We start from the raw sequence: 19,968 nt of genomic DNA, 5'->3' as shown, positions 1-19,968 counted from the left end.
TAAGGGCACCATCACGCCTCCAACGCCACGCGGGGCAGCCGGCGCGCCAGCCAGGTCGGCATCCACCAGGCGCGGTCGCCCATCAGCTGCATGGCCGCGGGCACGATCAGGCAGCGGATCAGGAAGGCGTCGAGCAGGATCGCGACGCCGAGCCCGAGTCCGAACTGCTGCAGCAGCAGGTCCGGGCTGACGATGAACGCGCCGAAGACGACGATCATGATCGCGCCCGCGGCCGTGATCACGCGGCCGGTGGTCGAGAGGCCGACGGAGATCGCGCGCTCGGGGCCGGAGCCGCGCTCGTACTCCTCGTGCATGCGCGACATCAGGAACACCTCGTAGTCCATCGAGAGGCCGAAGACGATCGCGAAGATCATCACCGGCACGAAGGCGTCGATCGGGCCGCTGCCGTTGAAGACGAGCGTGACGACGCCGAGCGAGGCGCCGATCGTCAGCAGGTTGAGCACCGCGGCCTTGAGCGGGATGAAGACCGAGCGGAAGACGACCGCCAACAGCACCGCCGAGAGGCCGACGACCACGAGCAGGAAGATCGGCATGCCCTTGTTGATCTCGGCCGTGGAGTCCAGCTCCGCGGCGGTCGATCCGCCGACGAGGTTGGTGCCCGGCTGGCGCGGCAGCACGTCGTCGCGCAGGCGCTTGATCAACGCGTCGGTCAGCTTGTCCTGCGGGGCGCTGGCCGGGAACGCGAGCAGGGTGGCGACGTTGCCCTCCACCTCCGCCGGGGCCACCTGCGCCACGCCCGGCGTGTCGGCGATCACGCGCTCCAGCGCGGCGGGGTCACCGCCCTCGCTGACCACCAGCAGCGGCCCGTTGAAGCCCGGGCCGAAGCCCTTCGCGAGCAGGTCGTAGGCCTGGCGGGCCGTCGTCGACTTCGCGTCGTTGCCCGCGTCGGCGAAGCCGAGGTGCATCCCGGTCACCGGCAGGCAGAGCGCGACCAGGACGGGCAGCGCGATCACCAGCGCCGGCAGCGGGCGGCGCTGCACGAACGCCGACCAGCGCTCCCAGCGCACCCCGTCGGGCCGCTTCGCCGAGCGCTTGTGGATCGACCGCTCGAGGCGCTTGCCGAACAGCCCGAGCAGCGCGGGGAGCAGCGTCAGGGAGGCGATCATCGTCAGCAGCACCGTCAGCGCGACGGCCAGCGCGATGCCCTTCAGCGACGCGAGCCCGAGCACGTACAGGCCGAGCAGCGCGAACATGACCGTGCAGCCGGCGAAGAACACCGAGCGGCCGGCGGTGTTGAGCGCGGTCCTGACCGCCAGCTCACCCTCGCTGCCGTCCTGCACCTCGCTGCGGTAGCGCGAGAAGATCAGCAGCGCGTAGTCGATGCCGACGCCGAGGCCCACGAGAGCCATCACCGCCGGCGTGAAGTCGGCGATCGTCACCTGGTGCGACGCCAGCGTGATCAACGCGAGTGACGAGCCGACGGCGAACACCGCGGTCACGAGCGGCAGCGCGCCGGCCAGCAGGGAGCCGAACAGCAGCACGAGGATCACCAGCGCGGCGACGATCCCGATCAGCTCGGCGATGCCGCCCTCGCTCTCCTGGGCGTCCCGCGCCGCTTCGCCGCCGACCTCGACCTGCAGCCCGTCGCCGGCCCCGGCCTGTGCCGTGTCGATGAGCCGCACGACGTCCTCCGTCGGCACCTCGGCCGAGCCGCTGTCGAGCGCGACCGTCGCGTAGGCGACGGTGCCGTCGCGCGAGCGTTGCAGCTCGCCGATGCCCGCCACGCTCGGCAGCGCGCGCACGTCGTCGATGATCGAGTCGACGCGCCCGTCGAGCGTGCCGGCGAAGACGAGGTCGACCGAATCGCCGCCCTCGTCCGCGCCCCCGGCCTCGAGCGTGTCCTGGGCGCGTTGGGACTCGGTCCCGGGGAGTGAGAAGTCGTTGTTGTAGGCGCTGCCGGCGACCGCGGCCCCGAAGAAGACGCCGGCGGCCACCACCACCCAGGCGGCGACCATGCGACGGCGGTGACGGTACGCCCAGGCGGCGATGCGTTCGAAGAAGCTCATGGGGGAATGCTCGGCACGCCGGCGCCTGAGGTCATCGGCCGCCAGAGCGCACTTGGAGGCGCCTCGTACAGCGCGAGATGTACGTCCCCGTGCCGATGCCGGCGGTCGCCGTACGGGCTACGGTTGGCGACGATGCGCATCGACCTCGGCGTCGCGGCGGCGCTCGCCGCCGCCATCACGCTCACGATCACCGGCGTCACGGAGCCCGGCTCGGAGGCCCCGGACGCGGTCGCCTACCTGCTCGGGCTGGCGGCCTCGGCGTGGGTCCTCCTGCGCCGCGCGTCCCCGCTCGGCGCGTTGATCGGGACGATCCTGACGCTGGTGCTCTACTACGACCTCGGGTATCCGGCCTTCTCGCCGGCGGTCGCCCTGACGCCGACGGCGTTCTTCGCCGCGCTGGCCGGCCGCGCGGTCCCCGCCGCGTGCATCCTCGGCCTGGCCGTCGTCTTCAGCACGGGTTGGCGCGTCCTGGCCGACGAGATGCCGCTCGACACCGTGCTCGGCACCAACTCGCTGGCCGACGTCGCGCTGTTCGCGGCGGTCATCGTCCTCGGCGAGGCGGTCCGCAGCCGTCGCTCGTGGGGCGAGGAGGTCCGCGCCCGCGAGCGCCTGGAGGCGGAGCAGCGCGCCGAGGAGGAGCGGCTCCGGATCGCGCGCGAGCTGCACGACGTGATGGCGCACACGATCGTCGGCGTCAGCGTGCAGGCGAGCGTCGCCGCGGACGTGATCGACGACTCGCCGGAGGCCGCGAAGGAGGCGCTGCGGGCGATCCGCGCGCAGAGCACAGAGGCGATGGCCGAGCTGCGGGCCGTGGTCGGCGTGCTGCGCGAGGGAGACCAGGACACGGCGCCGCGCGCACCCGCGCCGGGGCTGGACGGCCTCGCCGGGCTCGTCGAGCTCACGCACGGCGCGGGCGTCGAGGTGGCGGTGGCGGTCGACGGCACGGCGCGGCCGCTGCCGAAGGCGATCGACATGACCGCCTACCGGATCATCCAGGAGTCGCTGACGAACGTCATCCGGCACGCGCGCACGCCCGCCGCGCGCGTGCATGTGCGCTACGACCCGGCCGCCCTGGTGCTCGAGATCGCCGATGACGGCGTGGGCGGGACGGCGAACGGGTCCGGCCACGGCGTGCTGGGCATGCGCGAGCGCGCCGCTGCGGTCGGTGGGACGCTCACCGCCGAGCGCGCACCTGAAGGCGGCTTCCGCGTCCGCGCGACCCTGCCGACGCCATGATCCGCGTCCTCCTCGCCGACGACCAGACGCTCGTGCGCACCGGCTTCGGGGTCCTGCTCGACCGCACCGACGGGATCGAGGTCGTGGGCGAGGCGGCCGACGGCGCCGAGGCGGTCGCGGCCGCGCGCGAGCTGCGCCCCGACGTCGTGCTGATGGACGTGCGGATGCCGGCGATGGACGGGCTGGAGGCGACCCGCCACATCCTGTCGGATCCGGCGGCGAGCGCCACGCGCGTGCTCATGCTCACGACGTTCGACCTCGACGAGTACGTCTTCGAGGCGCTGCGGGCGGGCGCGAGCGGGTTCCTGCTCAAGGACGCGGGCGCGGACGAGCTGCGCCGCGCCGTCCGGGTGGTCGCGGCGGGCGAGGCGCTGCTGTCGCCGAGCGTCACGCGGCGGCTGATCGCGCGCTTCGTGGCCGAGCCGGAGCAGCCGGCGCGTGTGGCGCCGTCCCTGGACGAGCTCACCGACCGCGAGCGTGAGGTGCTGGTGCTCGTCGCCGGCGGGCTCAGCAACGCCGAGATCGCGCAGCGGCTCGTGATCACGCACGCGACGGCCAAGACGCACCTGAGCCGGATCCTGCTCAAGCTCGGCGCGCGCGACCGCGCCCAGCTCGTGATGCTCGCCTACGAGAGCGGGCTCGTCCGGGTCGGCGCCTAAGCGGCCCGCGCCCACACGTGCTCGTCCTTGTAGGACGCGAGCGCGTGCCCGACCTCGGCGAAGACCTCCGCGTTGAGGCCCATGCCCAGGTGTGAGGCCCGGACCTCGACCTTGTCGGCGCACGGGTCCAGGCACGCGCGCCAGTTGACGATCCCGTCCGTCTTGGAGTAGATCGCCGTGTAGCCGACCTCGGGCGGGACGTCGGCGTGGAACTCCTCGCGGAAGCGCCGGCAGCAGTCGCCGCGCAGGCACGTGAAGCGGAGCATCCCGGGTACTCGGCCGGTGCCGAGCGTGCCCACGAGCAGGATGTTGGCGAGCACGACCGGGTGCGTGTTGAGCTGATTGACCGTCGGCGAGCCGAGCGTGACGATCCCGCTCACCAGGTCCGGGCGGCGGACCGCGAGATGGCGGGCGAAGATCCCGCCGCGGCTCTGGCCGACGAGCGCCACGCGCTCACCGCTCTCCTCCGCGAAGCGCTCGAGCCGCTCCTCGATCCGCGCGCACGCGTCCGCCGAGCAGCCGACGTTCATGCGGATGCCGGCCCGGCGCGTGTGGTAGCCGTTCTGACGCAGCCACTGGGTCATCGTCGCCAGCGACCCGTCGCCGGCCATGAAGCCGGGGATCAGCAGGACGGGGCGTCCCTCCCCGTTCGGCACTCCGCCACCGCGCCAGACGGAGCTGCGGCGCAGCGCCGCGGCCTCGACGCCGGCGAAGGACTCACGCCAGAGCGGGGGGAAGTGCGGAAGTGAAACGCCCACGTCCACATATTTACCCGAATTCTGTGCGGATCACCACAAACCATGGTCGAGGGCTCCCCCGGACGGGTGCTGGGAGTACCGTTGCGAGCATGCGTGCCGCCACCATCGTCGACGGCCGGGTCGAGGTCGCCGATCGTCCCGATCCCGAGCCCCAGGACGGGCAGCTGCTCGTCCGCGTCCGCGCCGCCGGGCTCAACGGTGCCGACATCCTGCAGGTCGCCGGTCACTATCCGCCGCCGCCGGGTGTCCCGGCGGACATCCCCGGGCTCGAGCTCGCGGGCGAGGTCGTCGCCTGCGGCCGTCGCGCCGGGCGCTTCGAGCCGGGGGATCGCGTGATGGCGGTCGTCGCCGGCGCCGGCCAGGCGGAGCTCGCCGTCGTCCACGAGCGGACCGCGATGCCCGTCCCGGACGAGCTCGACTGGACCGCGGCCGGCGGCGTCCCGGAGGTCTTCACCACCGCCCACGACGCGCTCTTCACCCAGGCCGGCCTCACCGTCGGCGAGCGGCTGCTCGTGCACGGGGCAGCCGGCGGGGTCGGCATGGCGGCCGTCCAGCTCGGCGTGATGGCCGGCGCGCGCGTCACGGCGACCGTGCGTGACGAGCACGCGCGCGAGCAGGTCAAGGCCCTCGGGGTCAACGCGATCGACCCGGCCGCCTTCGTCGACGAGGGGGAGTACGACGTGATCCTCGAGCTCGTCGGGGCGATCAACCTCGACGGCAACCTGGACGCGCTCGCCACCGGCGGCCGCATCTGCGTGATCGGCGTCGGTGCGGGCGCGAAGACCGAGATCAACCTCATGAAGCTGATGCAGAAGCGCGGCCGGATCCACGGCTCGACGCTGCGCACCCGCCCGATCGAGGAGAAGGCGATCGCCGCGCGACTGGTGGAGAAGATGGTGCTGCCGGGGTTCGCGTCCGGCGACCTGTCCGTGCCGGTGACGGCGAGCTTCCCGCTCGAGGAGGCGCCCGCCGCCTACGAGCGCTTCAGCGCGGGCAAGAAGCTAGGCAAGGTCGTCCTGGATATCTGACCGGATCAGGTCGAGGTCCGGGTCTTCCCTCGCCCACTCGCGGGCCTCGGGCCGGCCCTCGAAGGCGACCCGGATATGGCGCAGGGCGTCCTCGCGACGCCCGGCCAGCGCCGCGTAGCAGGCCAGGTTGTAGTGCAAGCCCGGGTTGTCCGGGTAGTGCTCGAGCGCCTCCGCGGCGGTCGCGTAGGCCTGCTCGGGCCGGCCCTGCTCCGCCTGCGCGCCGGCGAAGTACCAAAACTCGAACGGCGAGGGCGGCCCCGCCGCGCCCGGCTTGCCGCCGATCACGAGCACGGTCGTGTCCTTCGCGTGCGCGGTCGCGGCGCGATGCTGCTCGGGAGCCGCGAAGACGATCGTGCCGGCCGGCGCGTCGAGCTCCTCGCCGTCGAGCGTGAAGCGCGCGTGGCCGCTGGCGACGAAGTACAGCTCCTCGTGGTGGCCGGAGCCGGAGCCGAGCTCGTCGTGCGGCTCGATCACCGTGCCCTCGTCGGCCGTGTACGCGTTGATGCCGAAGGCGCTCACGCCGAGCGGCCGGCGGATGGGGCGGAAGTCCATCCCGTCCCCGAGCGGGATGCGAGCGAGCTCGCGGAGCGCTAGTACGGCGGGAAGTCGCTCCACCAGGTTCCCAGCTCGCGGAACGCGCGCCAGAAGTCGCGCTTCGCGGACTCCTCGTCGAGCGACCGGTCGATGTCGGGCACGTACAGCGCGTCGATCGAGGGCGTCAGGCGCTGGATCGCACCGGGGACCTCCTGGATCTCGCGGGCGAGTGGCAGCTGGAGGTCGTTGAGCACGTCGAGCGCGTCGGTGCCCATGACCACGAGGATCTTGGGCTGCACGATCGCGATCTCCTCCACGAGCCGCGCGACGCACTCCGGCGCGGCCAGCGAAGGATCGGCGACCGGGCACTTGACGCACAGCGTGCCGTAGACGACCAGCGGGTCGATGTCGAGCCGCCGCAGCGACTTCATCAAGGCGGTTCCGGCTCGGCCGTAGAAGGCAACGCCCTCCTCGACCTCCGCTGGGGTCGGCGCGTACTTGAGCATGAACACGTCCGCCTGCGGATGGCCCGAGCCGAGCACCGGCATCAGGTTGCCGCGTGCACAGCGCTCGCAGCTCTGCAGGTCGTGGGTGAACGTGTTGAGCTCGCGGATGGCGCGCTCGAGGTACTTCTCGCGGATCTCGTCGTCGGTGGCGGGCATTCCGCCGACGAGGTTCACGCCGGGGCCGGGTTCTCCTTGCCCCTGCAAGTCACTGCCCGCCGCGACCCGCCACGGCCTTGGCCACCTTGCGCCGGCGTGTGGCACGCCGAGCGGCCGGTGGAGTGGCCTTCGTCTGGAGGAACTTGAGGGCCTGAACCTGCGCGTAACGCAGGGAAGAAGGCTTCGCGGCGATGTTCGCGTCGCGCAGCGATTCGAGGAACTCCTCGGGGCCGTCGAAGTCCCGCATCGTGATCCGCACGGCACCCAGGCCCTGTGCAACGTGGCTGTCAGTTCCGGCGCCGCCGACGATCCGGTACTTGCCGGCGAACCGCACCGCCTCCTCGTTGAAGGCCGGGATCGCGATCCGCGGGTTGAAGACCTCGATCGCGTCGATCTTCTCCACGACGGCGAGCATGTGCTCGTAGTCGGGCACGGCGTGCAGGCGGTCGAACGGGTGCGGCACGTAGACGATGCCGCCCTGGCGGCGGATCTCGGCGATCGTCTCCTCGAGCGTCATCCCCCGCGGGATCTTCTCGGTCAGGAACAGGCCGATGACCTCGCCCTGGTCGGCGGTCATCACCTCCTCGCCGATGATCACCTTCACGCCGTACTGCGACGCCTTCTCGGCCGCCTCGTAGGCGCCGGAGATCTCGTTGTGGTCGGTGACGGCGATCGCGCCGAGCCCGACGTCCCGCGCGGTGGCCAGCAGCACGTCCACCGGCGTCGCGCAGTCGCTCGAGTGGTCGGTGTGCATGTGCAGGTCGACGTCGATCAGGCGGTTCTTCTTGACGCGCTTGCGCACCTCGGGCTTCGGATCCGGGTCGTGCCGGAGCGCCGCGAGGCCGGTGTAGATCTCCTCGACCTGGTCGGCGACCCGCGCCCACGCGAGCTCCTCGCGCGCCTCGCCGCCCGCCCGCGCCAGCTGGGTACGCAGGTCCTCGTCCTTGATGGCGCGCTCGAGCTGGGCCGTGAGCACGTCCACGTCGCCGACGTCGAAGTGCAAGCCGAGGTCCCCGTCGCGCAGGACCTCCTCGTAGACCGACGTGCGCGCGGCGAGCGGCACGGCGCCGACGCCGAGCGCCTTGACCAGCACGCCGGGCGCGGTCACCTGCCCGAGGCTCGCGGCGACGACGATGTCCGCGGAGGCGAACGCCGCGTCCTCGTCGGTGACCACGCTCACGCGGTTGCGCAGGCTCGAGCGCAGCGTCGGGATGCCGCTCTTGGAGTAGACGACGGCCTCCCACGGCAGCTCCTCCGGCAGATGCCGCAGGGCGCGCAGGAAGAGCCGCAGCGCGCCGCGCTCCTCGCGGTCGGAGAAGGCGATGCGGACCGGCCCGCCGGTCTGCGGGGCGCGCTGCTCAGGCGTGATGCCGGGCCGCAGCAGCCGGTACGAGGACGGGAAGAAGCGGTTCATCAGCTCCGCGGTCGCCTCGTAGGACGCCGTGCGCGCGTCCATGCGGCCGAAGAACAGCTCGACGAACTTGCGCGCCACCTGGGTGCTGAGCACGCGCTCGGCGGGCGCGTGGAAGGAGCCGACGTTCAGGGCGCGCGAGTGCCGCAGCGCGACGCTCCCCGCGCTCGGGGCCCACGGCTCGTGCACGTGCACGAAGTCCAGCTGCGCGACCGAGAGCACCTCCTCGATCGTGCGCGAGATGTCGATCGGCGGGGCGGGGTTGATCCCCTTCCGGCTCGCGTTGAACAGCAGCTCGCCGACGCCGAGCACGCGCACGCCGCCGTCGGGGTCGAACAGCGTCTCGGGCTTCTCGCGCGCGGCGCGGATCAGCTTGCGCGACTCACGGACCAGCTCGGGCGACCGGGACGGCGCGAGCAGCAGCACTCGGTGGCCCCGCGCGGCGAGCTCCCGCGAGACCTCGTCGGCGAACGTCCCGACCTCGTTCGCGTCTTCGAGCGGATGCGGCGCGACCTGGGCGATGGCGAAGCGTTCAGCCACTCAGCGGGAGGATAGTCATCCGCGTCCGCCGGCTGCCGCTCACGGGTCGTGCACCCGTCAAGCTGACGCGGTGAGCGACAGCGAGACGACCAGCCCCGGGCCCGGCCGCGAGCGCCAGGCCGCGATCTACCGCGACGGCGTGTTCGGCCGCCGGCCGCGTGTGCCGACCGATCCGGCGTCGCTCGAGGCGGCCGCCAAGCGCAAGGCGAGCGTCCGCGGGTGGGCGTACGTCGCCGGCGGTGCGGGTGACGGCGTGACCATGCGTGCGAACCGCGCCGCGTTCGATCGCTGGGCGATCGTGCCGCGCGTCCTGCGGGACGTCTCGCGGCGGGACCTGTCGGTGGAGCTGCTCGGGCGGCGGATCCCGGCGCCGGTGCTGCTCGCGCCGGTCGGAGCCGCGGAGCTGCTGCACCCCGAGGCCGACCGGGCGATCGCGGGCGCCGCCGCCGAGCTCGGCCTGCCGTACGTCTTCTCGAGCCAGGCGTGCTTCTCGATGGAGGAGTGCGCGGCGGTGATGGGCGACGCGCCGCGGTGGTTCCAGCTGTACTGGAGCCGGGACGAGGGCGTCGTTGACTCCTTCCTCGCGCGGGCGAAGGCCGCGGGCTGCGAGGCGATCGTGGTCACGCTCGACACGACGATGCTCGGCTGGCGGCCGCAGGACCTCAACCTCGGCTCGCTGCCGTTCTCGCGCGGGGAGGGCATCGCGCAGTACCTGAGCGACCCACGCTTCCGCGAGCTGGTGCGCGAGCGGCTGCAGGCGGGCCTGTCGGGCGCCGCCTCGACCGGCCGGCCCACGCTCGCCGCGCTGCGCGCGCTCGCGACCATGACCCGCAAGTTCCCCGGCCCGTTCCTGGCCAACCTGCGCTCGCCCGAGCCGCGCGCGGCGGTCGAGACGTTCCTCGACACGTACTCGCGTCCAAGCCTCACCTGGGACGACATCGCCACGCTGCGCGAGCGCACCGACCTGCCGGTGCTGCTCAAGGGCATCCTGCACCCGGACGACGCCCGCCAGGCGGCCGACCTCGGCCTTGACGGCATCGTCGTCTCCAACCACGGCGGCCGCCAGGTCGACGGCGCGGTCGCGGCGCTGGACGCGCTGACGGACATCGCGCCGGCCGTCGCGGACACGAACCTGACGATCCTCTTCGACAGCGGCATCCGCACCGGCGCGGACGTCCTGAAGGCGCTCGCGCTCGGCGCCGACGCCGTCCTGATCGGCCGCCCGCACGTCTACGGGCTCGCGATCGACGGCCGCCGCGGCGCCCGCGATGCCGTCGCCAACATCGTCGCCGAGCTCGACCTCACGCTCGGCCTGAGCGGCCTGACCGGGGTCGCCGAAGCGACCCCGGAGATCCTGCGAAGGAGCTAGCTACTCGGCCGTGGCCTTCTCCGAGGACTCCTCGGTGGCCTTCTTCTCACGCGCGGCGCGGGCGACCTTCTCGGCGCGCGCGTAGCGGGCGATGAACTCCTCGGTCGCCTGGCGCGCCTGGTCGTCCGGGCGCTGGTTCTGCGGCGACTTCATGAGGTACGACGACGGGCCGTCGAGCTGGCCGCCGATGCCGTTGTTCATGGCGAGCTTGCAGCAGCGGGCGGCGTCGATGACGATGCCGGCCGAGTTCGGGGAGTCCCAGACCTCGAGCTTGAGCTCGGCGGTCAGCGGGACGTCGCCGAAGGCCGCGCCCTCGAGGCGGATGTGCGCCCACTTGCGGTCCGTGAGCCACGGCACGTAGTCCGACGGGCCGACGTGCACGTCGTGCTCGGGCATCTCGTGGTCGACGATCGAGGTGACCGCGTTCGTCTTGGAGATCTTCTTGGACTCGAGGCGCTCGCGCTCGAGCATGTTGTAGAAGTCCATGTTGCCGCCCACGTTGAGCTGCGACGTGCGCTGCAGCTCGACGCCGCGGTCGCCGAACAGGCGGGCCAGCTGGCGGTGGACGATCGTGGCGCCGACCTGCGACTTGATGTCGTCGCCGACGATCGGCAGGCCGGCCTTCTTGAAGCGGTTGTCCCAGTACTGCTCGCGGGCGATGAACACCGGGATGCAGTTGACCATCGCGCAGCCGGCCTCGAGGATCTGCTCGACGTACCACTTGGTGGCCTGCTCGGAACCGACCGGGAGGTAGGAGACGACGACGTCGGTCTTCGTGTCCTTGAGGACCTGGACGATGTCGACCGTCGAGCCCTCGGCCTTCGTGATCTTCTGCGACAGGTACTTGCCGAGGCCGTCGTGCGTCATGCCGCGCTGGACCGGCACCCCGAGGTTCGGGATGTCTTCCTTGACGAACTTGATCGTGTTGTTCTGGCCGCTCCAGATCGCCTCGGAGAGGTCCTTGCCGACCTTCTCGGAGTCGATGTCGAACGCCGCGGAGAACTCGATGTCGCCGACGTGGTAGCCGCCGAGGTCGACGTGCATCAGGCCCGGGACACGCGTGTCCACAGGAGCGTTCTTGTAGTAGTGCACGCCCTGCACGAAGGCGTTCGCGCAGTTGCCGACGCCGATGATCGCGACGCGGACCTTTTCGTTCTGATAACGACCGTTGCCGTTCGTAGACGCCGTCAAGGCATTCCCCTTCGATGGTTGGTGACCGACGGTCAATACGCCGTTAGGCGGCGTCGGTTACAGGCTGCTTGAGCTCGGAGCGCACGTGGAAGATGCGCTGGAAGACGGTGATGATCGCCATCGCGGCGAGCAGGTACACGGCGGGCTCGATGGCTTGCAGGAAGCCGAAGACGAGCCCCGCCGACAGCACGACGACGCGCACGGCGCGGTCCGCGATGCCGACCTTGCACTCCACGCCGAGCGCTTCAGCGCGCGCTCGCGTGTAGGAGACCATCAAGGAGGCGAGCACGGCCAGGGCCGTGACGCCGACGGCGACATCGCCGCCGAAGATGAACGTCAGATCGTCGTCGCGCACGAACTGGACGGCGACCGCGGCGAGCACGATGCCCTCTTCCATGCGGTCCAGCGTCGAGTCCAGGAACGCCCCGAACGGCGTGCCCTTGCCGGACATGCGCGAGTAGCGCCCGTCGAGCGTGTCGCACACCGAGCCGACGATGAACGCGATCCCGCCCGCGATCCACCAGCCCTGCAGGATGAGCACGGCGGAGACGACGCAGAGCACGAACCCGGTCAACGAGATCGCGTTCGGCGTGAGCCGTGATTCGATGAGACGGTTGCGGAACTCCGTCTGGTAGTCGCGTGTGGCCATCGGGCGGTGAGCCTATCCGGCGCGCGCCGGCGCGGGTAGGGCCGGCTCCGGCTCCCACGCCCATTGAGCGGGACGCACGCGCGCGAACACGGTCTGCGCCAGGACCGCGGAGACGACCGCCACGGCGGCGCCGGTGGCCGCGTCGAAGATCCAGTGGTTGGCGGTCACGACGACCACGAGCGAGACGATCGGCGCGTAGGCGACCCACAGGGCCTTCACCCAGCGGTGGCGCGTCATCCGCACCATCGAGATCGCGAGCATGAGGGCGAACCCGACGTGCATCGACGGCACCGCGGCGTACGGGTTGTAGAGCGCGTTGACGTCCGAGTCGCTGGAGACGCCGGTGAAGTCGGAGACCGAGTCGATGAAGCCCAGCCCGGGCATCAGCCGCGGCGGCGCGGTCGGGAACAGGACGTACCCGAGCAGCGCGAACCCCATCCCGACCATGAACATGTTGCGCACCCAGTAGAAGTGCTCGTTGCGGAACAGGTAGACGAACGCGAGCGTGACCGTCGTGACCACGAAGTGCGTGTTCAGGTACATCCACGAGCCCACCGACTCCACCCAGCCCGTGCTGATCGCCCAGCGCTGGATGTCCGGCTCGACGAAGACGTGGAGCGTCTGCTGCAGGTCGACGATCCAGCGGGCGTTCGCGAACGCCGCGGCCGACTGGTCGAACACCTGCCCGCGCACGAGCCGGTAGAGCCAGTACGCGCCGCAGAACAAGAGGATCTGCCACAACAGGTCACGGGGACCGCGGGGGAGCACACGGGACAACACGGCCGTAACACCCTAACCGGCGGCGGACGCGGGCTCGCGGCGTCCCAACAGCGGCTAATGGCAGGTCTTCGCGCGGCGGCTGCGCTCGATGCCGAAGCGCGCCTGCACCATCAGCACGCCCGGCTCTTCGGGCTCGACCCGCGTCCACCCACCCGGGGCGCGGCTCACGCACGCGTTCGTCGTCTGCCAGTACGGCGTGTAGCGGTACTTGACCACGGTCGGCTTGGCCGCGTCGACCATGAACCAGTTCGGCCCCGCCGCGAGCAGCGTCGCGCCGCCCGACGCGGGCGAGACCGGATCGCGCAGCTCCCAGATCCGCCAGCGTGGGGACTCGTAGACGAGGTCCAGGTAGCCGAGCCCCTGCTCGAGCAGGAGCGCCTCCGAGCGCGCGGAGTAGTCCAGCGGCGCGCTCGGGAGCGCGACGAAGCGCACCGCGTTCTCGCGCAGCCACTCGTGGTAGCGCGCGGGGGTGAGCTGCTCGTCGTCGTAGAAGATCGGGTTCGCCTTCGCGTCCAGCTGGCGCTCCCACCCGCGGGCGAGCGGGACGACCTTCGCCAGGTCCGCCGCCTCCCAGTGGTTCTTGGTCAACGGCACCTCGACGCGCTCGCCCGGCTTGGCCATCTTCGTCAGGAAGTCCCGCGCCTCGGCCTGGAACGCGAGCCGCGTCGACGGGTCGCCGTGCGCCTCCGCCACCGCGCGCACTGCCGGCAGCCACTGCAGGTACAGCAGCCCGCCGCCGATCACGACGATCGCGATCGCCGGCACCTTCTTGCGGTGCGCGAGCGCCAGCACGGACGGCCCGGCCAGCACGCCGAGCCGCAGCGCGTTCTGCCCGAACGGGGTCGGGACGAAGAACGCGCCGATGAGCACGCCCAGGTACAGGAGGCCGCCGGCCCAGATCGTCCGCCGGCCGGGCGCGAGCAGCGCGACGCCGGCGGCGCTCAGCACGAGCATCGGCCAGAAGGCGGACGCGGCGAACCGGTCGTTGCCGCCCTCGGGGAACAGCGCCCACAGCGCGACGCCGCCGAGCAACGTCGGGACGAAGACCCAGGCGGCCGCGCGCAGCGCGGGCCGGCCGTCGGCGATCAGCTTCGCGCACGCGCCGAGCATCAGGAACACGCCCGCGACCGGGCTGGCGAGCATCGTGCACAGCGCGAGGACGCCGCCGATCACGTGGCGGTCACGGCGCGCGGCCGTCCACGCGGCCACGGCGAAGGCGATGCCGAGCAGGAACGGCATCCGGCCGATCGCGACGTTCGACAGGACGCCGGCGGTGAACAGCCAGGACGCGATCGCGCCGGCCGTGCGCGACGGCGCGTGGGCCTGCGCGAGGGGCGCGAAGAGCACGGTGGCGACGAGCGCGGAGACCACGCCGACGAGCGCCGGGCCCAGCACGAGCGCGAACGGGGCGAACAGCAGCGAGTAGCCCAGCACGTGATGACCGCCGTACCACTGGGCGTTCCAGACCGTCAGCCCTTGGTGCTCGAACAGCCACGCGCGGTAGCTGTGCGCAGCCATGTCGGCGGTGGCCGGCTGCGCGATCAGGTACGCCAAGCAGGCCAGCGCGCATCCAAGCGCCGGCGCGAGAGGGTGCTCGAACGCGCGCCGCATGTGCGGGGAAGAGCCTACCCCGCCGCTCGGGCGGGGCCGCTCTATCTAGCCGTACCGAAGTCCGCGGTGACGAAGCAGATGTTCGACGTGGCGCGCTTGGCGACGCCCACGCGGCGGAACGAGCGCGACAGCATGACCTTGCGGTGGGTCGCCGACTGCGCCCACATCTGGACGATCGCCTGCGGCTTGCAGCGGCTCATCCAGGCGAGGTTCTCACCCACGCGCGCGACGCGGCGCACGTAGCGCCGGACCCGCTTGCCGTACTGGTCGTGGGCGAGCCGGTTCTCGCGCAGCATCTTCGCCGAGTGCACGTCCGCCGCGCGGGCGAAGCCGCTCTGCGTGCGGAGCTTCGGCAGGCCGTGCTGGGCGCGGTAGTCGTTCATGGCGCGCAGGATCCCCGCCTCGAGGCGGTCGGTACGGGCCGAGGCGTGCGCGACGGCGCTCGGCGATAACACGCAGATCATGAGCACGGCGAGCAGCGCGCGCCGCAGCGTCTTGATGGACATGGGCCCCCTGGGACCGGTAGCCCGACCAAGGCCACCGGGGTGTTTGACCATTTCGGCGCAGTCCGTCGCCGTACTTCGACCAGCGCCGATCCGTCGGCGCGGCCCGCAACCTAAAGGTCGCTTCCTGCATCCGCAGCTCGCAAACCCCGGATCCGGTCAGAAAATATACAGGGTGCGATCGAAAAGCGCCAAACCGGGGTAACGGAGGCCGTCGGTACGGTGACCGCCGTGACCCCGCCCGACCGAGCCCGCGTCCGCCGCATCCGCGACCGCCTTCGCCTCGTCTACGGCCGGCCGTTCGCCCCGCCGCACGGCCAAGGTCTGGACGAGCTGATCCTGACCGTCCTCTCGCAGTCGACGAACGACCGCAACCGCGACGTCGCCTACCTCGCGCTGCGCCGTGACTTCGCCGACTGGACCGCCGTGCGCGACGCGCCCAACGCGGACGTGGAGCGCTCGATCCGTCCCGGCGGCATCTCCAAGGTCAAGTCCGCGCGGATCCAGGACATCCTGCGGGCGATCGACATCGACACGTTCGACGCCGACCTCGAGCGGATGAGCGTCGCCGAGGGGCGCGACCTCCTCGTCGGCCTCCCGGGCGTCGGCCGCAAGACCGCCGCCTGCGTGCTGCTGTTCGCCTACGGCAAGCGCGACATCCCCGTCGACACCCACGTCTCACGCGTAGGCACGCGCCTGGGGCTGTTCCGCGAGAAGGCGCCGTTCGAGGAGCTCCACGACGCGATGCTCGAGATCACCCCGCGCGGGCAGGAGCTCGAGTTCCACGTGAACCTGCTCCGGCACGGTCGCCGGACCTGTCACTCAAGGGCGCCTAAATGTGACCGATGTGCGCTTTTGCGGATGTGCCCCACCGGCTACAATCTGCGTCAAGCTGACTGAGATTTCTAAGAGGAGCTAAGACGCATGGCAAAGACCATCGGGATCGACCTCGGAACCACCAACTCCTGCATGGCAGTGCTGGAGGGCGGCGAGCCGACGGTCATCGAGAACAGCGAGGGTGGCCGGACCACCCCGTCGGTGGTCGCCTTCGCGCAGAGCGGCGAGCGCCTGGTCGGCACGGTCGCCAAGCGCCAGGCGGTCACCAACCCCACCAACACCGTGTTCTCCATCAAGCGCTTCATGGGCCGCAAGGAGGCCGAGGTGCGCGAGGAGGAGTCGATGGTGCCGTACGAGGTCGTCTCGGGCGGCGGCGGTGACGCGCGCGTGTCGGCCGGTGGCAAGGAGTACTCGCCGCCGGAGATCGCCGCGATGATCCTGCAGAAGCTCAAGGCCGACGCCGAGGCGTACCTGGGCGAGACCGTCGACAGCGCGGTCATCACCGTCCCGGCCTACTTCAACGACGACCAGCGTCAGGCGACCAAGGACGCCGGCCGCATCGCGGGCCTGGACGTCAAGCGCATCATCAACGAGCCGACCGCGGCCTCGCTCGCGTACGGCCTCGACAAGGAGTCCGACCAGACGATCCTCGTCTTCGACCTCGGCGGCGGCACGTTCGACGTGTCCGTGCTCGAGATCGGCGACGGCGTGTTCGAGGTCAAGTCGACCGCGGGTGACAACCACCTCGGCGGCGACAACTTCGACAAGGCGGTCGTGGACTGGCTCGCCGCGGAGTTCAAGCGCGACCAGGCGATCGACCTGACGCAGGACAAGATGGCCCTCCAGCGCCTCTACGAGGCCGCCGAGAAGGCCAAGATCGAGCTGTCCTCCGCGCAGGAGACGCAGATCAACCTGCCGTTCATCACGGCCGACGCCTCGGGCCCGAAGCACCTCGACGTGCGCCTCACGCGCGCCAAGCTCAACGAGCTGGCCGGCTCGCTCATCGAGCGCGTCGTCGGCCCGGTCCGCCAGGCCCTGGACGACGCCAAGGACAAGGGCGTCAAGGAAGTCGACCACGTCGTGATGGTCGGCGGCATGACCCGCATGCCGGCCGTCCAGGAGAAGGTCAAGGAGCTCACCGGCAAGGAGCCGCACCGCGGCGTCAACCCGGACGAGGTCGTGGCCGTCGGCGCCGCCATCCAGGCCGGCGTGCTCGGCGGCGAGGTCAAGGACGTCCTGCTGCTCGACGTCACCCCGCTCACCCTCGGCATCGAGACCAAGGGCGGCGTGATGACCAAGCTCATCGAGCGCAACACGACGATCCCGACGCGCAAGTCGGAGGTCTTCTCCACCGCCGAGGACAACCAGCCCTCCGTGGAGATCCACGTCCTCCAGGGCGAGCGCGAGATGGCGACCTACAACAAGTCGCTCGGCAAGTTCCAGCTGACGGGCATCCCGCCGGCGCCGCGCGGCATCCCGCAGATCGAGGTCGGCTTCGACATCGACGCCAACGGCATCGTGAAGGTGTCGGCGAAGGACCTCGGCACCGGCAAGGAGCAGAAGATCGAGATCAAGTCGGGCTCGGGCCTGAGCGACGACGAGATCAAGCGCATGGTGTCCGACGCCGAGTCGCACGCCGACGACGACAAGCGCCTCCGCGAGCTGGCCGAGGCCCGCAACAACGGCGAGTCCGCGGCCTACAACGCCGGCAAGCAGCTCAAGGACCTCGGCGACCAGGTCGACGCCGCCTCCAAGGCGGAGATCGAGGACGCCGTCAAGGACCTCAACGAGGCCCTCAAGGGCGAGGACACCGAGGACATCAAGGCCAAGACGGATCGCCTGCAGTCCGCGTTCCACCGCGTGTCCGAGCAGATGTACGAGCGCGCCCAGGCGCAGCAGCAGGACACGGGCGCGCCGGAGGACAACAACGGCAACGCCACGAGCAACGGCAACGCCTCCTCCTCCGAGGAAGAGGTCGTCGACGCCGAGGTCGTGGACGAGCAGAAGTAATGGCGGACGAGAACCTCAACACCGAGGTCGCCGCGGAGGAGTCCGAGGACTTCTCCGCGGCCGCGCCGCCTGACCCGGCGGCCTCGGGCGCGGGCGAGACGTCCTTCGCGGACGCGGAGGTGCCGCCCGCGTCAGAGCCCAAGACGGGTGACTCCGAGCTGGACACGCTCACGGCCGAGCGCGACAAGTACCTCGGCCTGGCGCAGCGCGCCCAGGCCGACTTCGACAACTACCGCAAGCGGATGGCCCGCGAGAACGCCGCGGCCGCCGACCGCGGCGTGGCGAAGCTCGCCAAGGAGCTCCTGCCCGCGCTCGACCACCTCGAGCTGGCGCTGAAGGCCGCCGAGGGGCACGAGGACGTGGTGAAGGGCTTCGCGATGGTCGCGGGCGAGCTGCAGGCCGCGCTCGGGCGCGTCGGGATCCAGTCGTTCTCGCCCAAGGGCGAGGTGTTCGACCCCAACGAGCACGAGGCGATGGCCCAGGCCCCGGTCGAGGGCGCCGAGTCCGGCACCGTCGCCGAGGTCTACCAGTCCGGCTACCGGATCAACGGGTCCGTGCTCCGGCCCGCGCGTGTGGTGGTGGCGCAGTAGCGATGGCTTCTCGCGGTACCGACCACTACAAGACCCTCGGGGTCGAGAAGAAGGCCTCCCAAGAGGAGATCAAGAAGGCGTACCGCAAGCTCGCCCGGCAGTACCACCCGGACACGAACAAGGACGCGGGAGCCGAGGAGCGCTTCAAGGCGATCTCCGAGGCCTACGACATCCTCGGCGACCCCGAGAAGCGCAAGAAGTACGACCGTGGCGGCTCGATGTTCGGGGGCGCCCAGTCGCCCTTCGGCGGTGGGGCGTCCGGCGGTGGTGCCGGCGCCGGCGCGGACTTCGGGTCCTTCTCGGACATCCTCTCCGGCATCTTCAACACCGGCGGCGGGCGCGTGCGCACGAAGCCGGCGACGGAGCGCGGGCAGGACCTCGAGACGTCGGTGACGTTGTCGTTCGAGCAGGCGCTGGCGGGCGCGCAGGTGCCCGTCTCGGTCGCGACGCACTCCGCGTGCACGACGTGCCGCGGCTCGGGCGCGCGGCCCGGCACCTCGCCGAAGGTCTGCCCGGTCTGCAACGGCCGCGGCGTCGAGGCCCAGGGCCAGGGCGTCTTCTCGGTCACCCGCCCGTGCTCGCGCTGCAACGGCTCGGGCACGGTCATCGAGGAGCCCTGCGGCACCTGCGGCGGTGAGGGCCGGCTGCGCGAGATGAAGCGCTACCGGGTCAACATCCCCAAGGGCGTGCGCGAGGGCTCGCGGATCCGCTTGGCCGGCAAGGGCGAGGCGGGGCTGCGCGGCGGGCCGCCGGGCGACCTGTACGTGGTGACCCACGTGACGGAGTCCGACGTCTTCAAGCCCAAGGGCGACCACCTCGAGGTCGAGGTGCCGATCACGGTGGCCGAGGCGCTCGGCGGCGCCGAGGTCGAGGTGCCCACGCTGCACGGCACGAAGAAGCTGCGTGTCGCGCCGGGCACCAAGCACGGAACCGTCCAGCGCCTGCGCGGCGAGGGCGCGCCCGTCCTCGGCGGCAAGGGCAACGGCGACCTGCACTACCGCTTCGTGATCGAGCTGCCGTCCTCGCTCAACGACGAGCAGAAGGCGGCCGTCGAGCAGCTCTCGAAGGTGATGAACGGGAACCCGCGCGAGCGGATCCTGCGGGCGGCCGGAGCGCGCTGATGGGCGTCCGGCGCACCCGCATCACCGCGCGTGTCGACCACGACCGCGGCGTGTTCATGATCTCGGTCGCCGCCGAGCTCGCCGAGATGCACCCGCAGACCTTGCGCATGTACGAGGCGCGCGGCCTGATCGAGCCCAAGCGCTCGCCGAAGGGCACGCGCCTGTACTCGCAGGCGGACGTCGAGCGGCTCCGCAAGATCCAGGAGATGACGACCGAGTGGGGCATGAACCTCGCCGGCGTCGAGAAGGTCTTCGAGCTCGAGGAGCAGCTGGACCGGATGCAGCGCAAGGTCCAGGTGCTCGAGCGGCGCGCCGAGCAGCTCCAGGAGGAGATCGTCCGCCTCGAGGAGAAGCGCGAGTCGGTCAAGGCCGAGATCGTGCGCTACGAGGCCGCCCCCGGCACCTCGCTGATCCCGATCAGGCACGTGAAGAAGTAACGCTGGTTCGCCATG

The 19,968-nt window shown here is 71.3% G+C and carries 19 protein-coding genes; 9 read left to right on the top strand and 10 right to left on the bottom strand.

Features of this window, described 5'->3' with window-relative positions; genetic code table 11:
* Nucleotides 1-11: 11 nt before the first annotated feature.
* The gene (locus C8N24_RS10375; RefSeq protein WP_121249957.1) at nt 12-2,027 is read right to left on the bottom strand and encodes an MMPL family transporter; all 2,016 of its coding nucleotides are present in this window, start codon (nt 2,025-2,027) and stop codon (nt 12-14) included.
* Between the two features lie 132 nt (nt 2,028-2,159).
* On the opposite strand from C8N24_RS10375, the gene C8N24_RS10370 reads away from it, so the two are divergent.
* On the top strand, nt 2,160-3,263 hold the full coding sequence (locus C8N24_RS10370; protein ID WP_147447730.1) for a sensor histidine kinase: 1,104 nt from the start codon (nt 2,160-2,162) through the stop codon (nt 3,261-3,263).
* A complete protein-coding gene (locus C8N24_RS10365; RefSeq protein WP_121249955.1) occupies nt 3,260-3,922 on the top strand; it encodes a response regulator in 663 nt (220 codons plus the stop codon). The genes C8N24_RS10370 and C8N24_RS10365 overlap by 4 nt, the downstream gene beginning before the upstream one ends.
* Here C8N24_RS10365 and C8N24_RS10360 read toward each other — a convergent pair.
* Complete coding sequence (locus C8N24_RS10360) at nt 3,919-4,680, bottom strand: esterase/lipase family protein (protein ID WP_147447729.1); 762 nt, start codon at nt 4,678-4,680, stop codon at nt 3,919-3,921. The genes C8N24_RS10365 and C8N24_RS10360 overlap by 4 nt on opposite strands.
* Nucleotides 4,681-4,769: 89 nt before the next feature.
* Between C8N24_RS10360 and C8N24_RS10355 the strand changes: the two genes are divergently transcribed.
* Complete coding sequence (locus tag C8N24_RS10355) at nt 4,770-5,708, top strand: zinc-binding dehydrogenase (RefSeq protein WP_121249953.1); 939 nt, start codon at nt 4,770-4,772, stop codon at nt 5,706-5,708.
* Here the strand turns inward: C8N24_RS10355 and C8N24_RS10350 are convergent.
* The 3 genes from C8N24_RS10350 to C8N24_RS10340 are packed head-to-tail and all read right to left on the bottom strand — an operon-like array spanning nt 5,682 to nt 8,855.
* Nucleotides 5,682-6,260: a TPR end-of-group domain-containing protein gene (locus C8N24_RS10350; protein WP_121249952.1), complete on the bottom strand. Its 579-nt coding sequence runs from the start codon at nt 6,258-6,260 to the stop codon at nt 5,682-5,684. The genes C8N24_RS10355 and C8N24_RS10350 overlap by 27 nt on opposite strands.
* A gap of 38 nt (nt 6,261-6,298) precedes the next feature.
* The gene (locus tag C8N24_RS10345) at nt 6,299-6,904 is read right to left on the bottom strand and encodes a uracil-DNA glycosylase family protein (protein WP_170178992.1); all 606 of its coding nucleotides are present in this window, start codon (nt 6,902-6,904) and stop codon (nt 6,299-6,301) included.
* Nucleotides 6,905-6,953: 49 nt separating this feature from the next.
* On the bottom strand, nt 6,954-8,855 hold the full coding sequence (locus tag C8N24_RS10340; protein WP_121249950.1) for a PHP domain-containing protein: 1,902 nt from the start codon (nt 8,853-8,855) through the stop codon (nt 6,954-6,956).
* A 70-nt stretch (nt 8,856-8,925) separates the two neighbouring features.
* Between C8N24_RS10340 and C8N24_RS10335 the strand changes: the two genes are divergently transcribed.
* On the top strand, nt 8,926-10,224 hold the full coding sequence (locus tag C8N24_RS10335; protein ID WP_245971817.1) for an alpha-hydroxy-acid oxidizing protein: 1,299 nt from the start codon (nt 8,926-8,928) through the stop codon (nt 10,222-10,224).
* Here the strand turns inward: C8N24_RS10335 and C8N24_RS10330 are convergent, their stop codons facing one another.
* From C8N24_RS10330 to C8N24_RS10310, 5 genes are all read right to left on the bottom strand, one after another.
* Nucleotides 10,225-11,415, bottom strand: a complete 1,191-nt coding sequence (locus C8N24_RS10330) for an inositol-3-phosphate synthase (protein ID WP_121249949.1) — start codon at nt 11,413-11,415, stop codon at nt 10,225-10,227.
* Nucleotides 11,416-11,458: 43 nt separating this feature from the next.
* A complete protein-coding gene (locus C8N24_RS10325) occupies nt 11,459-12,064 on the bottom strand; it encodes a CDP-alcohol phosphatidyltransferase family protein (protein WP_121249948.1) in 606 nt (201 codons plus the stop codon).
* Between the two features lie 12 nt (nt 12,065-12,076).
* Nucleotides 12,077-12,844 (bottom strand): phosphatase PAP2 family protein, encoded by a 768-nt coding sequence (locus tag C8N24_RS10320; protein ID WP_121249947.1) that lies wholly within the window; start codon nt 12,842-12,844, stop codon nt 12,077-12,079.
* Nucleotides 12,845-12,898: 54 nt separating this feature from the next.
* Nucleotides 12,899-14,398 carry a hypothetical protein gene (locus C8N24_RS10315; protein WP_121249946.1) on the bottom strand — a complete coding sequence of 500 codons (1,500 nt, stop codon included), beginning with the start codon at nt 14,396-14,398 and terminating at the stop codon, nt 12,899-12,901.
* A gap of 98 nt (nt 14,399-14,496) precedes the next feature.
* Nucleotides 14,497-14,961, bottom strand: coding sequence for a CAP domain-containing protein (locus tag C8N24_RS10310; protein WP_170178991.1), 465 nt, complete (start codon nt 14,959-14,961; stop codon nt 14,497-14,499).
* 228 nt (nt 14,962-15,189) lie between these two features.
* Between C8N24_RS10310 and C8N24_RS10305 the strand changes: the two genes are divergently transcribed.
* From C8N24_RS10305 to C8N24_RS10285, 5 genes are read left to right on the top strand one after another with little or no spacing between them, the layout of a single operon-like run.
* Nucleotides 15,190-15,858, top strand: a complete 669-nt coding sequence (locus C8N24_RS10305) for an endonuclease III domain-containing protein (protein WP_245971816.1) — start codon at nt 15,190-15,192, stop codon at nt 15,856-15,858.
* Nucleotides 15,859-15,882: 24 nt separating this feature from the next.
* Nucleotides 15,883-17,805, top strand: a complete 1,923-nt coding sequence (dnaK, locus tag C8N24_RS10300; RefSeq protein WP_121249943.1) for a molecular chaperone DnaK — start codon at nt 15,883-15,885, stop codon at nt 17,803-17,805.
* Nucleotides 17,805-18,395 (top strand): nucleotide exchange factor GrpE, encoded by a 591-nt coding sequence (locus C8N24_RS10295; protein WP_121249942.1) that lies wholly within the window; start codon nt 17,805-17,807, stop codon nt 18,393-18,395. Before dnaK ends, C8N24_RS10295 begins: the two co-directional genes overlap by 1 nt.
* Before the next feature lie 2 nt (nt 18,396-18,397).
* Nucleotides 18,398-19,516, top strand: a complete 1,119-nt coding sequence (gene dnaJ, locus C8N24_RS10290) for a molecular chaperone DnaJ (protein ID WP_121249941.1) — start codon at nt 18,398-18,400, stop codon at nt 19,514-19,516.
* On the top strand, nt 19,516-19,953 hold the full coding sequence (locus C8N24_RS10285; protein WP_121249940.1) for a heat shock protein transcriptional repressor HspR: 438 nt from the start codon (nt 19,516-19,518) through the stop codon (nt 19,951-19,953). The genes dnaJ and C8N24_RS10285 overlap by 1 nt, the downstream gene beginning before the upstream one ends.
* Nucleotides 19,954-19,968: the final 15 nt, after the last annotated feature.

Source organism: Solirubrobacter pauli, from assembly GCF_003633755.1.
Lineage (GTDB): Bacteria > Actinomycetota > Thermoleophilia > Solirubrobacterales > Solirubrobacteraceae > Solirubrobacter > Solirubrobacter pauli.
The sequence above is the reverse complement of the archived record's forward strand: the minus strand, read 5'-3'. Positions and strand labels throughout refer to the sequence as shown.